The sequence below is a fragment of the Exiguobacterium sp. KRL4 genome (assembly GCF_001870785.1).
GTDB lineage: Bacteria > Bacillota > Bacilli > Exiguobacteriales > Exiguobacteriaceae > Exiguobacterium_A.
Map to the genome: position 1 here is coordinate 15,491 of NZ_MOLV01000004.1, position 15,717 is coordinate 31,207.

General features: G+C 43.5%; 16 protein-coding genes and 1 other annotated feature. Of the genes, 12 read left to right on the top strand and 4 right to left on the bottom strand.

Annotated features, from left to right (window positions below; all coding sequences use genetic code 11):
* Positions 1 to 94 precede the first annotated feature (94 nt).
* Together trpS and BLD48_RS02430 are read right to left on the bottom strand one after the other, a co-directional pair.
* Positions 95 to 1,096 (bottom strand): tryptophan--tRNA ligase, encoded by a 1,002-nt coding sequence (gene trpS, locus BLD48_RS02425; protein WP_071498815.1) that lies wholly within the window; start codon positions 1,094 to 1,096, stop codon positions 95 to 97.
* Between the two features lie 53 nt (positions 1,097 to 1,149).
* Positions 1,150 to 1,354: a binding site (T-box leader), on the bottom strand.
* 57 nt (positions 1,355 to 1,411) lie between these two features.
* On the bottom strand, positions 1,412 to 1,792 hold the full coding sequence (locus BLD48_RS02430) for a DUF3899 domain-containing protein (RefSeq protein WP_071498816.1): 381 nt from the start codon (positions 1,790 to 1,792) through the stop codon (positions 1,412 to 1,414).
* Positions 1,793 to 2,064: 272 nt separating this feature from the next.
* Between BLD48_RS02430 and BLD48_RS02435 the strand changes: the two genes are divergently transcribed.
* The 5 genes from BLD48_RS02435 (at position 2,065) to BLD48_RS02455 (ending at position 8,023) form a co-directional block, all read left to right on the top strand.
* Positions 2,065 to 3,678, top strand: coding sequence for a peptide ABC transporter substrate-binding protein (locus BLD48_RS02435; RefSeq protein ID WP_071498817.1), 1,614 nt, complete (start codon positions 2,065 to 2,067; stop codon positions 3,676 to 3,678).
* Between the two features lie 333 nt (positions 3,679 to 4,011).
* Positions 4,012 to 4,938: an oligopeptide ABC transporter permease gene (gene opp3b, locus BLD48_RS02440; protein ID WP_014970853.1), complete on the top strand. Its 927-nt coding sequence runs from the start codon at positions 4,012 to 4,014 to the stop codon at positions 4,936 to 4,938.
* A complete protein-coding gene (opp3C, locus tag BLD48_RS02445) occupies positions 4,938 to 5,969 on the top strand; it encodes an oligopeptide ABC transporter permease (RefSeq protein WP_071498818.1) in 1,032 nt (343 codons plus the stop codon). The genes opp3b and opp3C overlap by 1 nt, the downstream gene beginning before the upstream one ends.
* Before the next feature lie 27 nt (positions 5,970 to 5,996).
* On the top strand, positions 5,997 to 7,070 hold the full coding sequence (locus BLD48_RS02450; protein WP_014970851.1) for an ABC transporter ATP-binding protein: 1,074 nt from the start codon (positions 5,997 to 5,999) through the stop codon (positions 7,068 to 7,070).
* A complete protein-coding gene (locus tag BLD48_RS02455) occupies positions 7,070 to 8,023 on the top strand; it encodes an ABC transporter ATP-binding protein (protein WP_071498819.1) in 954 nt (317 codons plus the stop codon). Before BLD48_RS02450 ends, BLD48_RS02455 begins: the two co-directional genes overlap by 1 nt.
* Before the next feature lie 44 nt (positions 8,024 to 8,067).
* On the opposite strand, the gene BLD48_RS02460 is transcribed toward BLD48_RS02455, so the two are convergent.
* On the bottom strand, positions 8,068 to 8,604 hold the full coding sequence (locus BLD48_RS02460) for an HD domain-containing protein (RefSeq protein WP_201723131.1): 537 nt from the start codon (positions 8,602 to 8,604) through the stop codon (positions 8,068 to 8,070).
* 219 nt (positions 8,605 to 8,823) lie between these two features.
* Here BLD48_RS02460 and BLD48_RS16355 point away from each other — a divergent pair, with 219 nt between their 5' ends.
* From BLD48_RS16355 to mecA, 3 genes are all read left to right on the top strand, one after another.
* Positions 8,824 to 8,961 (top strand): hypothetical protein, encoded by a 138-nt coding sequence (locus BLD48_RS16355; protein ID WP_012370921.1) that lies wholly within the window; start codon positions 8,824 to 8,826, stop codon positions 8,959 to 8,961.
* Positions 8,962 to 9,125: 164 nt separating this feature from the next.
* Complete coding sequence (gene spxA, locus BLD48_RS02465; RefSeq protein WP_012370920.1) at positions 9,126 to 9,524, top strand: transcriptional regulator SpxA; 399 nt, start codon at positions 9,126 to 9,128, stop codon at positions 9,522 to 9,524.
* Positions 9,525 to 9,687: 163 nt separating this feature from the next.
* Positions 9,688 to 10,323: an adaptor protein MecA gene (mecA, locus tag BLD48_RS02470; RefSeq protein WP_369825737.1), complete on the top strand. Its 636-nt coding sequence runs from the start codon at positions 9,688 to 9,690 to the stop codon at positions 10,321 to 10,323.
* A 62-nt stretch (positions 10,324 to 10,385) separates the two neighbouring features.
* Here the strand turns inward: mecA and BLD48_RS02475 are convergent, their stop codons facing one another.
* Complete coding sequence (locus tag BLD48_RS02475; protein WP_071498822.1) at positions 10,386 to 11,108, bottom strand: SDR family NAD(P)-dependent oxidoreductase; 723 nt, start codon at positions 11,106 to 11,108, stop codon at positions 10,386 to 10,388.
* Between the two features lie 58 nt (positions 11,109 to 11,166).
* Here BLD48_RS02475 and cls point away from each other — a divergent pair, with 58 nt between their 5' ends.
* The 4 genes from cls (at position 11,167) to pepF (ending at position 15,580) form a co-directional block, all read left to right on the top strand.
* Entirely contained in the window at positions 11,167 to 12,678 is a 1,512-nt protein-coding gene (gene cls / locus BLD48_RS02480; protein ID WP_071498823.1) for a cardiolipin synthase, read from the top strand.
* Positions 12,679 to 12,705: 27 nt separating this feature from the next.
* Entirely contained in the window at positions 12,706 to 13,455 is a 750-nt protein-coding gene (locus tag BLD48_RS02485; RefSeq protein WP_236629919.1) for a competence protein CoiA family protein, read from the top strand.
* 137 nt (positions 13,456 to 13,592) lie between these two features.
* Positions 13,593 to 13,772, top strand: a complete 180-nt coding sequence (locus BLD48_RS16450; RefSeq protein WP_236629920.1) for a hypothetical protein — start codon at positions 13,593 to 13,595, stop codon at positions 13,770 to 13,772.
* A 5-nt stretch (positions 13,773 to 13,777) separates the two neighbouring features.
* Positions 13,778 to 15,580, top strand: coding sequence for an oligoendopeptidase F (gene pepF, locus BLD48_RS02490; RefSeq protein WP_071498824.1), 1,803 nt, complete (start codon positions 13,778 to 13,780; stop codon positions 15,578 to 15,580).
* The last annotated feature ends 137 nt before the right edge of the window (positions 15,581 to 15,717 follow it).

The following is a 15,717-nucleotide window of genomic DNA, read 5'->3' on the forward strand; positions in this document are numbered from 1 at the left end:
CCCATTTTTGGGGGCGTTTTTTTAGTCTGTCATGAACGAAAAAACATCTCTTCTTTACACATAAGAAGAGATGTTAGTAGCAACGTCAGAAAAATTATTTTTTAACTTTTGCCCGTTTGCGTTGAAGGCCCATCGCTTTTTCGACTTTTGCGAGTTTCCGAGATGCGACGAGTTCTGCTTTATCCCGTCCTTGATCTAAAATCAAGTCGAGTTCTTCCGAGTCAATCAAGTCATAGTATCGTTTTTGGATCGGTTCGAGTTCAGCGATGATGACTTCTGCAACATCTGCTTTGAAAACACCGTAGTTCAGTCCGTCATACTTCGCTTCCAACTCTTTGATTGGGATGTCGGCGAGTAATGAATAAATCTCAAGCAGGTTGGAGACACCCGGTTTCTGTTCCCGATCGAATCGAACGATGCCTTCCGAGTCTGTCACGGCAGATTTAATTTTTTTGCGGATGACGTCCGGTGCGTCGAGCATCGAGATGTAGCCTTTCGGATTCGTATCCGTTTTTGACATCTTTTTCTCGGGTGTCGTCAAGCTCATGATGCGGGCACCGGTTTCAGCGATGACCGGCTCCGGCATTTTAAAGGTCTCATAGTAACGACTGTTAAAACGTTGGGCCAAATCCCGTGTCAATTCAATATGTTGTTTTTGATCGTCACCCACGGGAACGAGTTCCGCGTCATACAAGAGGATATCGGCTGCCATCAAGGTCGGATAGACAAACAATCCCGCACCAATCCGGTCTTTACCTTGCGACTTGTCCTTATATTGTGTCATCCGTTCGAGTTCACCCATACCGGAAAGGCATGTCAACATCCAACCGAGTTGAGCGTGTGCCTTGACTTCCGACTGGACAAAAATCGTTGCTTTCTCTGGGTCGAGCCCGCTTGCGATATAGAGGGCAGCGAGTGCACGTGTGTTGTTCATCAATTCAACCCGGTCAATCTCGACCGTAATCGAATGAAGGTCAACGATACAATAATAAGCGTCATGTTCGTCTTGTAAATTGACAAAATGTTTCATTGCTCCGATGTAGTTACCAAGTGTCACTGTACCAGTTGGTTTAATGCCTGAAAAAATCGTTTTCATGTAAATCCCTCCAAAAATTGAGATAAAAAAAGATGACTCGTCCCTTGAATTATTCAAGGGACGAGTCATCGCGTTGCCACCCAAGTTGCTAGAAAACTAGCCGCTCATTTGCTGTAACGGGCAAACCCGTCTGATTCTACATCATTTCGAATCAGCCACTCCGAAGTCCATTCGATCCGCGTCGACTATCCATTTCCACCATCCATGGACTCTCTATAAGTGACTGCCGGATTTACTACTCTTCTTCTCTGTGTTCTCATATATCGTTCCTCTTACTTTACCATATCTTCGTTTCAGTCGTCATCCTAAATTCCATTAAACAAATGATAATAGGAGGGAGACGAGGATACATATAAACCCACTCGATAAATAAGGTGCTGTCCGACCTGAAGCCCGCTTTCGTTTTTCTTGAAGAAGCTCCTCTTCTTCATCTTCGTCTTCGTAATAATCGCCATCCACTTCGCGTAATTTAGCTTCCCGTTGTTTTTTGAAGCCGGCTGTTATGCCTTTAAAAAAACCATTGGCCGACATGTTGGAGAAAAAGCCGATGGCGAGCAGTAGAAAACCAGAAATGAACAAACCACCCGACAAATGATAGAAAAATGAATGGGTAGCATCCGTGACGACGGCCCAAATCGTATAGGCTGCTGTTAAAACCAAAGCAATTAAAAGCGGGCGTAATAGTTTAGCTGACATGATGAACCTCCTACACCAAGATGATAATTTCATTATACGCAAAGCAACAGTTTGTTACGACTATGTACTATTTAGAATATATAAAATAGTAAATAGTGTGACTATTCACTTGACGTTATTGTTATTCTCACATAAAATCAATTTATCACTTCGTTTAAGTTTTGGAAACTAGGTCAATGCGTTTTGGGGAACGTTGTGGCAGTTTCGACGAGATGTTTAAAAAATCGTCTATTTGTAGCGGTTTTTAAAATCAAAAAGGAGATGACTCACCGATGAATAAAAAAACAGTCGGTCTCGCGGTATCAGTGATGCTTGCAGGAAGCGTTGTGCTTGCAGGATGTTCGACAGGTAGCGGAGATAAAGATGCAGGTTCTTCTGAAGGGAAAAAAGTTTTACGATTGACAGATACGTCTGATATTACGACGGTCGACCCAGCACAGGCAACGGATGCTGTCGCATTCAACATGATCGGAAACACGATGGAGGGGCTCTACCGATTAGATAAAGACGGTAAAGCGATTCCGGCACTCGCAGAAAAAACAGATATCTCAAGTGATAACCTCACATACACGTTTACACTTCGTGATTCAAAATGGTCAGACGGTACACCTGTCAAAGCCCAAGATTTTGAATTTGCATGGAAACGTGCCGTTGATCCAAAAACAGCTTCAGGTTATGCCTATATCTTTGATACGGTCAAAAACGGTTCAGATGTCTCACAAGGTAAAAAACCAGTTGACGAGCTAGGTGTCAAAGCGATTGACGATAAGACACTTGAAGTAAAACTGGAACGTCCAGCACCATACTTCTTGTCACTCACATCATTCGGAACGTATACACCAATCAGTGAAGACTTCTACAACAAAAATAAAAAAGATTTCTCGCTTCAACCTGATAAATTGCTCTACAACGGTCCTTTCGTTTGGACATCATGGAAAACGGATTCAAAACGTGTCCTGACGAAAAACGAAAACTACTGGGATAAAGATGCGGTCAAATTAGATGAAGTCTCAATCAGTGTCGTCAAAGATACATCGACGGTCGCTAACCTTTATGATACGGATGAGATTGATTATGCAGGACTCACATCCGAGCAAGTCGCGACGTATGAATCAAAACCTGAGTTCAAGACAGCGCTTCGTTCTTCAATCGCGTACTTGAAATTCAACAATGAAGACGCGACGATGAAAGATGTCGATGCCCGTAAAGCAATCGCACGTGCGATTGATCCAAAAGGCATCACGGACACACTTCTTGCGAACGGTTCGATTCCGACAACAAGTTTCATTCCAAAAGATTTCATCAAAGATGACGCCGGTAAAGACTACACAAGCGACATCAACTGGTTTGATCGGGATGCAAAAGAAGCAGCTGATCTTTGGAAAAAAGCAAATGGAGACAAAAAAGCAACGATCGAGCTCTTGTCATTCGACAGCGAAGATGCGAAAAAAATCAGTGAGTACATGAAAGGTCAGATTGAACAAAACCTTCCAAACGTCACGGTTACAATCAAACAACAACCGTTCAAAAACAAGCTGGATCTAGAAGCAAAAGGCGACTACCAAATGTCGTATGCACTTTGGGGTCCGGATTATCAAGATCCAATGTCAAACTTGTCGATTTTTGAGTCAACAAACAGTCAAAATGACATCAAGTATAAATCGTCTGCTTACGATAAATTGTTAAATGCAGCCAACGATGAATCAGATGTCGCCAAACGTCTTGATCTCTTTAAACAAGCTGAGTCACAATTGATTGAAAAAGACCAAGCCATTGCACCGATCTACCAAGCAGGTGCAGCTTACTTGAGTCGTCCATCAGTCAAAGACTTCAACCGCCAAGTATTTGGTGCTGATTTCCAGTACAAATATGTTGATGTGAAGTAATTGAAAATTGGAGCGTCCTTGAAACCTATTCAAGGAACGCTCCTGTTTTATACGAATTTTTCTGAATGGGAACTCATTTTTAAGGAAATGTGAACTTTTCGTAAAAAAGATGTTCTAATTACTTTGTTAGCAAAGTATAATGGAATCAAACGAAAAATTCTGAAATATTGGTTAACTGTGAAAAAACAGCTGCCAGGGGGGCATCGATCAGACCAAAATAAAAAGAATTTTAATTTTTACGACAAAATTCTTGAATGTTCCGACAATTTTGGGTCATACTGATTTTATTGATGTTTCGAAAAAAACAGAAAATCTTTATAGGGGGTGCCATCTATGGGCCGTTATTTAGCTCAACGCCTTGTTTACGGCGTACTAACGTTTTTACTCATCGCTTCGTTCACTTTCTTCCTAATGGATCTGTTACCGGGTTCACCGTTCCAAAACCAGGAGAAACTTTCGCCTGAACAGTTAGATATCCTTCGGGATAAGTACAACTTGAATGATCCGCTTCCACAACGCTACGCATCGTACATGGTTAACTTATTCCAAGGTGATCTTGGAGTATCATTTAAGTACGATAGCCGTCCAGTGACTGACTTAATCATGGAACGTATCGGACCATCTGCTCAATTAGGTATCCAAGCACTTGTCTTAGGTGTCTTACTCGGTCTTGTTCTAGGTGTTGTTGCGGCACTTCGCCACAATACAGCAGTCGATTACGGCGCGATGTTCATCTCAGTACTCGGAATTTCAGTGCCATCATTCGTATTTGCGTCACTTCTTCAATATTATATCGGAGTGAAATGGGGCGTATTGCCAGTTGCCTTCTGGGAAAGTCCAGCACATACGATTCTTCCTACGGTCTCCTTGTCGCTTGGCGTAACTGCCTCGATCGCACGATTCGTACGGACAGAAATGCTTGAGGTCACGGGTCAAGATTACGTGACGCTTGCTAGGGCAAAAGGCCTAGATGGCCAATCGATCACATGGAAACACATGGTACGGAACGCTTTGATCCCGGCAATCACGATTCTTGGACCAATGACGGCAGCCTTGATTACAGGGACATTCGTCATTGAGAAAATCTTTGCGGTACCAGGTCTTGGTGAGTTGTTCGTATCATCCATCACACAAAATGACTATACAGTCATCATGGGAACGACACTCTTCTTCTCAGCAGTGTTCATCTTGATGATTTTGATCGTCGATATTCTGTACGGTGTCGTTGATCCACGGATTCGTTTGGGGGGTAGTGAATAATGGCAGAGCAAAATTCAAACGCAAAAGCGGAACAGTTCGACTCGTCGTTGTTCCAACCAGTAGAATTTAATGAACAAGCTGGAGAACGAATTGCCGGGAAAAGTTTAAACTTCTGGCAGGATGCCTGGACACGTCTTCGTAAAAACAAAGCGGCGATTCTGTCCCTTGCAATCATCATCATCATTGGATTGTTAGCGATCTTTGGACCGATGATCTCTGGTAGAGATGCATATGAACAAACGATCACACAAGCTAAACTTCCGCCAAAAATCGCAGGTCTCGAATGGGCCGGGTTTGACGGAATGGCAACACTTGGTGAAAAGCCGATTGACTTCTATGAAACAAAACAAGTTGAAGAAAACTTCTGGTTTGGTACGGACCATCTCGGACGTGACTTATGGTCACGTGTCTGGGAAGGGACACGTGTTTCATTGTTCATCGGTCTCGTAGCGGCGATTATTGACGTTATTGTTGGTGTCACGTACGGCGGGATTTCTGCTTATTATGGTGGACGAGTAGATAACATCATGCAACGGATTGCTGAAATCTTGACAGGTATTCCAAACTTGATCTTGATCATTTTGTTCATCTTGATTCTTGAGCCGGGGATAACGACCATCATCCTCGCGATGACGATTACCGGTTGGATTGGGATGAGTCGACTCGTACGTGGACAGATCCTGAAACTTAAGAACCAGGAATTTGTTCTTGCAGCCCGTACACTTGGTGCTTCTAGCGCACGTTTAGTATTCAAACATTTGATTCCAAATACTCTTGGTACGATCATCATTTCACTGATGTTCACGATTCCTGGTGCGATTTTCTTCGAAGCCTTCCTTAGCTTTATTGGACTTGGTCTCGCTCCACCACAACCGTCACTTGGTACGTTGATCAATGAAGGGTATAAAGAACTTAAAACATTCCCTTACTTGCTCGTCATACCATCGACAGTGCTCGTACTCGTCATGATCAGCTTTAACATGCTGGCAGACGGATTACGTGACGCGTTTGATCCACGTCTACGTCGCTAACGGAAATAAGAGAGGAGTTCATCCACAATGGAAACTATTTTATCAGTACGCGACTTGACCGTCGCTTTCCATACGTATGCTGGGACGGTTCAAGCCGTCCGTGGCGTATCGTTTGATTTAAAAAAGGGCGAAACACTTGCCATCGTAGGTGAATCAGGTTCTGGTAAATCGGTTACGTCAAAAGCAATCATGCGTTTGATTCCGAATCCTCCTGGTGAGATCACGAAAGGTGAAATCATGTTTGAAGGCCGTGACTTGGTTAAGTTATCAGACAAAGAAATGCAAAAGGTTCGTGGGCGTGATATTGCGATGATCTTCCAAGATCCGATGACATCACTTAACCCAACGATGACGATCTACAAACAAATTGCTGAAGGATTGAAGCGTCACCAAGGTTTGACAGGTGATGATGCAAAAAAACGGACACTTGAGTTATTGACACTCGTCGGGATTCCGAATCCGGAAGCGCGCCTTAAGCAATATCCGCACCAACTATCAGGTGGTATGCGTCAACGGATCGTAATCGCGATCGCGTTAGCATGTAATCCGAAGGTCTTGATTGCCGATGAGCCAACAACAGCACTGGATGTAACGATTCAAGCACAGATTCTTGAATTGTTAAAAGACATTCAACAAAAAACGGGTACAGCTATCATCTTCATCACACACGATCTTGGTGTCGTGGCGAACATGGCAGACCGTGTAGCCGTTATGTACGCAGGGAAATTGATTGAAAAAGGAACGGTCGATGAAATTTTCTATGAGCCGCGTCATCCGTACACATGGGGATTACTCGGTTCGATGCCCCGTCCGTCTGACGATCGCTCGCAAGACTTGCCGGCGATTCCTGGAACACCACCAAACTTACTTCATCCACCGGTCGGCGATGCCTTTGCACCACGTAACCAATATGCGATGAAGATTGATTTCGAGAAAGAACCTCCGTTCTTCCCGATCACTGACACACATGAAGCAGCAACGTGGTTGTTACACCCACAAGCACCTTATGTAGAACCACCAGTAGCCATCCGCGATCTTGCGCTGAAATATCGTCCAGATAGCACATTCGCGAAATCGCTTCTGAAAGGCGGTCTAAAGTAATGGAGAAACGTAGTAAATTACTTGAAGTAAAAAACTTAAAACAACACTTTAACATCGGGCGCGGTCGTGTCGTCAAAGCTGTCGACGGATTATCGTTTGACATCTATGAAGGGGAAGTACTTGGTCTTGTTGGAGAGTCCGGTTGTGGTAAGTCGACGACAGGACGTTCCATCATCGGTCTGTACGATGCAACAGACGGAGAAGTCCTTTTCAAAGGTGAAAATGTTCACGCTAAAAAATCACGCAAAGAAAAATTAAAATTCAACCGTTCGATGCAGATGATTTTCCAAGATCCATATGCATCGTTAAACCCACGGATGACGGTCGGAGATATTATTGCTGAAGGAATCGATATTCATGGTCTTGCTACATCAAAAGATGAGCGGAATAACCGTGTGTACGATTTACTTGAAACTGTTGGTCTGACAAAAGAACACGCTAGCCGTTATCCTCATGAATTTTCGGGTGGACAACGCCAACGGATCGGGATTGCCCGTGCGTTAGCAGTCGAACCAGATTTCATCATTGCCGATGAGCCGATCTCTGCACTTGATGTATCGATTCAAGCTCAGGTCGTCAACTTGATGAAACAGCTTCAACGTGATCGTAGTCTGACGTATCTTTTCATTGCCCACGATTTATCGATGGTCAAATATATCTCAGACCGGATTGGTGTGATGTATCAAGGTCACCTCGTAGAGTTATGTGATGCGGATCGTCTTTATGAAAATCCAGTGCATGCCTACACGAAATCGCTTTTATCCGCGATTCCACTTCCGGATCCGGAGCATGAGCGCACACGTAAGCGGATCATCTATGACCGCCCAACAGGTGGTGCGGTCGGGAAATCGAGTGAAGACTCGAGTATCCCACCACTACGTGAAATCGAGCCGGGTCATTTTGTCTCGATGACGGATGCTGAACTCGAAGCCTATCAAGCCCAACTCGTTTAAACCAAATCAAAAGGCATTCCTGAATTATTCGGGAATGCCTTTTTTTAATTTTCGGAAGCGATTCGTGGAAGGTTGTTGAATCGGTGAACGACAGAGTCAATGGCATGAAGTCGTTGGACGGCTTCTTCAAAAGAAATTTTTTCGTAATGATGAAGACCACCAGGCTGTTCTTCGAGTGTATCTGCCTCATGGACGAGTTGCTGTAATGGGGTCCGATTGATGGTACCGGGCGGCAAGTATGAATCCGTGTGTAAGAGGACAGCAAGAGCAATTTCTTTTGCTCGTTCTGGTTCTTCTCCAAGACGAATCAATAGTTTATGAGCCCGTTCTGCTCCTTTGATGGCATGGATATCGTTTTGACGATATAAGTCGTAGTTCCACGTACCGTCTGTATACCATTCGTAATGCCCGATGTCATGAAGAAGTGCAGCCTTCGTCGCAGTATCTGCGTCTAAGCCACGCTGCGTAGCCAGCGTCAGGGCCTGTTCTGCGACGGAGATTGCATGATTTAATCCAGATCGTTCTAAATATTTTTGAGCAATCGGATGTTCGATGATCGTAACGAGTGTAACGGACATGATGAAAAAACTCCTTTCATGAGTAAGTATTTCTATACACTTTACGGGATGTTGCAAGTAATTGCAACTATTTACATAATGGAAATCGACAATCTCACATAATTAATTGCTTGAAGTAGGAATAGAAAATAGGTAAACGTGGTATACTAATTAATGTAGAAGATGATAATTTAGCTTTCGTTGGTTAACTGTTCTTTTTTCGGACCGAGTGAGGTGTCGGATATGAAAGAACGTGATAAAAAGAAAAAGTTGAAAAAGCGCCTTTTGCGGGATATTTTCGAAAAGAAACTAAAAGAAATTAAACTCCCGAAAGCAAAAGAGACGATTTCTCAACCCTTTGATCACACGCCAGCTTGCTGAAGCCACCTGGTGGCTCCAGCAAGTTTTTTTACGAAAAGTTCTTTCATCTCAAAACATATTGGCTGTTAAGTAAAAATTCATGTAGACGATCAAGTAATAGAATCATCAGCTGCTGTGTGTCATCACAGGAGACTTGATGTAAATCAGGGGGAGGATGTTTTTCAATGGTAACACTCTATACTTCACCAAGCTGTACTTCTTGTCGTAAAGCACGCGCATGGCTTGAAGAACATGAAATCCCATTTGTGGAACGTAATATTTTCTCAGAACCGTTGTCGCTTGATGAAATCAAACAGATCCTTCGTATGACTGAGGACGGAACAGATGAAATTATCTCGACCCGTTCAAAAGTCTTTTCAAAATTAGATGTATCGGTAGAAAACTTATCGTTACAACACTTGTATGATTTAATTCAAGAATATCCAGGTTTGTTACGCCGTCCAATTCTAATCGACGAAAAGCGTCTTCAAGTTGGATACAATGAGGATGAGATTCGTCGCTTCTTGCCACGAAAAGTCCGCACCTTCCAATTACTAGAAGCTCAGCGCCTTGTCAATGAGTAATTTGTAACGAGCACGCTGCTTTCTGAGCAGTGTGCTTTTTGTTACCGCCTAAAAAGGTTAAAATAAAGATAACAAAGGAATATACCCTATATGTTTTAGTGATTCTTTTGAATCTATGTGAAGTGCTCGTTCGTATACTATATATAAGAGCGAGAGGAAAGGAGTGGACATATTGAAAATCGAACGCGTCAATGACAACACAGTCAAGTTCTTCATTACGTACACGGATATCGAACGCCGCGGCTTTGCCCGGGACGAGATTTGGTACAATCGTGAGCGTGGAGAACAGTTATTCTGGCAGATGATGGATGAAGCGAATGAAAAAGAGTCCATCTCCTTCGAAGGTCCACTATGGATACAAGTACAGGCATTTGAAAAAGGTTTAGAAGTAACCGTTACAATCGCGAAAACGTCGGTTGACGGTGAACAGGTTGATGAAGAGGAACTGGATTCCCTACTCCGTTCCGCGATGTCTGATGCGGAAGAGAAAGAAACAGAACTCAGTCAAGACGTCTTATTTGAAACAACCGATTTCGAGCATATCATTGCCCTTAGCCAATATGCAGAAGCACCGATCTTCGAAGAACTCACTACGTCCCTTTATCAAAAAGATGGACTGTACCTGCTTCACCTTCACTTTAAAGAAGAAACAGAAGTGGAAGAACAGGAAAATGTGATGAGCTTGATTGCAGAGTACTTGAACTTTAGTGAACAGAAAATCCATCCGGTAGCGGAATATGGAAAATTGATTGTGGCGAACGATGTCTTTACGTTCATCCGCAAACAGTTTCCGAACTGACAACAACACACAAAAAAAGGACTGCTCTGATTCGTCAGCAAGCAGTCCTTTCTTCTGTCGTATTAAGTTAACGTATAACCGCCATCAACGATTAATGTTTGTCCGTTGATATAACTGGCCTTGTCCGACAATAAAAAACAGACGACTTCGGCAATTTCTGATGGATGGGCAGCATGTCCACGCAAATGATGTTTCATCGCCAAGTCAAACTTCTCTTTTCCACCATAAAGGGAATGGCTTAGCTTCGTATCGACAGGACCCGGACAAATGGCATTAAATCGATACTTTCCATGAAACCGAGCTGCGTACGTTTTCGTAAGGGTTAAGAGGGCGCTTTTAGAGGAAGCATAAGGTAAGAGCATCGCTGGAAATTTGACGTGTCCGACAATCGCGCTATTATTGACGATCGAGGCACCCCGACTCAGCCGTTTCGCGGCACGTTGAATGATTTGTTCCGGCGCATGATAATTGACTTGAAAGACTTCTGTTTGTTGATCGGTCACACGTTCCGGTGCGACCGGTTTTCCGAATGTACCCGCGTTGTTGAAGATTCCGTCAATCGTCGGGAAATCTTCTTTTGTTGTTTCAAAAAAGCGTTCGATTTCAGAAGGAACCGCCAAGTCCACTTGGAAAAAGAAAAGTCGTCCGTGGCCGTTTGTTTCTAAGTCGCGTCCTTTTGTTTCGTTTCGTCCGAGAGCAAGGACCGTATGTCCTTCTTGAATCAGTTGTAAGGCTGTCGCTTCACCAATACCACTTGTTGCACCAGTCACTAGATACGTTTTCATTTTGAATCGTCCCTTCTACATAAAGTGTATACAAGATCAAATCAAAGGAGGGGATACCATGTTACGACGTGTCCAATTACTTATGACGTTACTCTTAACGGTCAGTCTGATCGGGTTTCTTTCTTACTACTGGAGTGTCTACATGGTGGGGTGGTTATCCCTTGTCATCATTCTGGTCGTCCTGAGTGTCTTCGTCATCATTTTACTTGAAAATCGAAATCCAGAACGCACTCTTGTCTGGGCGCTTGTCATGATGGCGCTTCCTGTCGTAGGTGTGTTCGTGTATTTCACCTTTGGTCAAAATTATAGACGAAAAAGAATGTTTCGTCTGAAAGCGATGCTCGATGAAGAGTCTTACATTAAGTATCGTACCCAGTTTGATCATGGTGTACACAATCCGGTGTTCAAACACGGTCATTATGCAAAAGTTGTGAAACTTATCGATTCCATCAGCCGACTACCAATTTCGTATAATACCCATACGAAGGTACTGACGAACGGTCAAGAAAAGTTTCCGTTACTGTTGGCAGAAATTCGTCAGGCAGAACACCACATTCACTTGGAATATTATATTGTCCGTGACGATGAACTGGCGCTTGAATTACAGGCGGCGTTAATAGAGCGTGTCCAAGCTGGGGTGGAAGTTCGATTTTTGTATGATGCAGTAGGTTGTTTTTCGACGGATAAAGCGTACTTCAAAAAGATGAAAGATGCAGGGGTCGAAGTGCATGCATTTTTCCCGGTCGTTCTACCCTTCATCTCAAGTAAATCCAATTACCGGAACCACCGGAAAATCGTGGTCATCGATGGGACGGTTGCTTTTACAGGGGGGATAAACGTAGGGGATGAATACATGGGTAAAGATAAAGCGTTTGGTTTTTGGCGCGATACCCATCTGATTGTTCGTGGAGAAGCCGTATCAGAACTACAGTTGATTTTCCTTCAGGATTGGTACTACATGACCGGAGAGCGTTTGTTCACCCCATACTATATGAAACCACTTGAAGTGATGGAGGAGGCAACAGGAGGCGTACAAATCATCGCGAGTGGACCGGATGAACCCCATGAAACGATGAAATCGTTATATTTTGGATTGATTACGGAAGCAAGGCACTCTGTTTATATCGCTTCTCCATATTTGATTCCAGATGAAGACTTGATGACGGCGTTAAAAACAGCGGCGATGTCTGGTATCGATGTTCGAATTCTTTTACCGAGTTTTCCTGATCATAAAATCGTTTTTTATGCGAGTCGTTCTTATTTTGATGACCTTTTGTTAGCGGGTGTGAAAATCTATGAATACAATAAAGGATTCATGCATTCGAAAGTCATCGTCGTCGATGATGCGATTGCGACGATTGGGACAGCTAATATGGACTTAAGAAGTTTTCATCTGAACTTTGAAGTAAATGCCTTTTTATATGGTACAAACTCCGTTCATGAACTCACACGTGATTTTTATGAAGATTTTTCGAACTCGACTCAAGTTGAACGCAACGTCTTTATGCGACGAAGTTTTCGCCAACGTTTGATTGAATCGATTTCTCGTTTATTTTCACCGTTACTCTGAAGGATTTGAGCAATCGGGAGGCTAAAGATGTTTGAAGCAATCGATGAGCAAGGAAACCGTATCAATAGTCAGTTGGAGACGATAGACACGTTAGTGACAAAAAAGCTGTTTTGCCCTTATTGCCGGACACGACTTCGTGTGCGGCAAGGGAATAAACGGCTTCATTTTGTCCACTTGACCGCATGTACAGGAGAGTCGTCCGAACATGCTGCTTGGAAAAAACGGTTGGCGAGTTATTTTGAGCAACTGGATTTTGATGTCGAACTGGAAGCGATTCGCGGGCGACGCCGATTTGATTTGTTATTACAGCCGGGGGCGATCGGAATTGAAATCCAACGTTCGAAGATGACGGCCGATGAATGGATACGAAGATTGATGCTTGATTCAGACAACGGATATGAAGTCCGGTGGATTGGTTTTCGTGAGAAGGAAGGACCATTCCTTAAGCTGGACGGATGGATGAAAGAAGCCTTCACAGTCCATGGTTACATTGACGTAATCGAGAAGGGACGGATTGTCCGGTATACGAATCCGCTACCGTTTTCCAGACGAGTCGTACTCTGTCAACAAGTGCCTTTAACCTGCCAACAATTTTTAACACCACATGTTCCTCCCCGCAAGTTCCCGGAACGATTATGGTCTACACTGATCAAAAATTATCGGATGCGTCCTTTTTTTCTTCGTTTCCTCGTGCCTTTCTGCATCTTCCCATGTATCGTGCACACCTTTGTGTCTCTACGTTACCTTCCTACTGCTTTTTACCTTTGTCTTCCTTAACGCCACTCCACGTACATCCGTTTGAGCTCCAGACTGCCGCCTACGTTCATTTGAATGGAGACTATTCATCCGAACGACTGACTCTTTTTCTGAAAAACTGCTTTCATCTGTGTCGCATTCGATATGACAAGAATCGATTGAAACGTCTTGTTCAGGAGTGGACAGCAAGCATACGATATGTTCAACTTTATCTTCCTGAAGTTTTAGAGGAACGTCCTTCTGATTTGACAGTTCGTTTGGCAGAAGATCAAAAGTTAGCAGGTGCGCTTCGTTTGTTTGTCGAAAGGGAAACAGGTATAAATGAAGTAAAGGAGTGATTAAAATGGCAGAAGTATTAACACGAAGTGATGTCAATGTCGAAGAAACGTGGAATTTAGAATCCATTTACGAAACGAACGAAGCATGGGAAGAGGAGTTTGAATCGGTCAAAGCGATGTTACCGTTACTTGTCGAATACAAAGGGCGTCTTGCGCAGACAGATAAAATTTTGTTTGAAGGATTACAATTACGTGATGAGATTTCAAGACGCCTGCATAAGCTCTATACATACGCCCACATGCGTTACGATGAGAATACGGCGGATAGCTTTTATCAAGCGATGAATGATCGGGCTCGGACACTTGCTTCTCAAATCGGTGCTACGTTAGCCTTCATGACACCGGAATTGTTAGAAGTCCCGGAAGAAACGATCGCTTCGTATTTAGACAAAAATCCGGATCTTGCGCTCTATCGTCATGCATTTGACGAATTGAACCGAGAACGTGAGCATGTCCTGTCGGAAGCGGAAGAAGCGATTCTCGCAAAAGCAGGAGAAGTACTGGGTCAATCAGGAACGACGTTTGGGATGCTCAATAATGCTGACATGAAGTTCCCGAAAATCAAGGGAGAAGATGGAATAGAAACAGAATTGACGCACGGACGGTTCATCACGTTCATGGAGTCGAAGGATCGTTCCGTTCGTGAGGCGGCGTTTAAAGCGATGTATAGTACGTACGGTCAGTATACGAATACTTTGGCTTCGACGTTAGCAGGATCCATCAAAAAAGATAACTTTTATGCAGAAGTCCGCCATTTCAAAACAGCACGCGAATCAGCGTTACACGGAAATACGATTCCTGAACAAGTCTATGATGGTTTGATCGAAGCGGTCCATGAGCATCTGCCATTACTCCATCGTTACGTGGCCTTACGGAAACAGATTTTAGGTCTGGATGAGTTGCATGTCTATGATATGTATACACCACTCGTCAATGAAGTCGAGATGAAGGTCACATATGAGGAAGCCAAACAATTGATGGTGGAAGGGTTAGCCCCGTTAGGCGCTGAATATAAGCATATTCTAGAAGATGGTCTTGAAAAACGATGGGTCGATGTACGTGAAACACGTGGTAAACGGAGTGGCGCATACTCGTCAGGAGCTTACGATACGCAACCGTTCATCTTGATGAACTGGCAAGACAACGTTAATAACTTGTTTACCTTGGCGCATGAATTTGGTCATTCCGTTCATAGTTACTATACGCGTCAGAACCAACCATATGCGTATGGAGACTACTCGATTTTTGTGGCAGAAGTGGCTTCTACGACAAATGAAGCGTTGCTGAATGATTATTTATTGAAACGAGTCACAGATAAAAATGAAAAAATGTATTTGCTGAACAACCAGTTGGAAACGTTCCGTGGTACGTTGTTCCGTCAGACGATGTTTGCTGAATTTGAACATCAAATTCATGAAGCAGCACGTCTTGGACAAGCGTTGACTCCAGAATTCTTGACGAAAACGTATTATACGCTCAATCAGACATATTTTGGTGATGGCATCGTACTAGACGAAGAAATTGGTTTAGAGTGGGCGCGGATCCCGCATTTCTACTACAACTATTACGTGTACCAATATGCGACAGGCATCTCTGCCGCTGCAGCATTGACATCACAAATTCTAGAAGAAGGACAGCCTGCTGTTGATCGTTACATCAACAATTTCCTAAAAGCAGGATCAAGTGATTATCCGATTGAGGTCTTAAAAGCGGCTGGAGTCGATATGACGACAAAAGCCCCAGTCGAAGCGGCTCTTCGCCAATTTGAGCGAGTGTTGGATGAATTCGAAGCGTTGCTCGGAGAATGACGAATTTGTGAATTTTTGAACAAAGTGCTGGATAAAACAGAAGAGCCGGTTTATACTGAGAATGTGAAGAGGATCACATTCCCCTGATGGTTCTCTTTTTCCCCCATCCAGTGGTCATAAAATAAAAAAACCGTTTC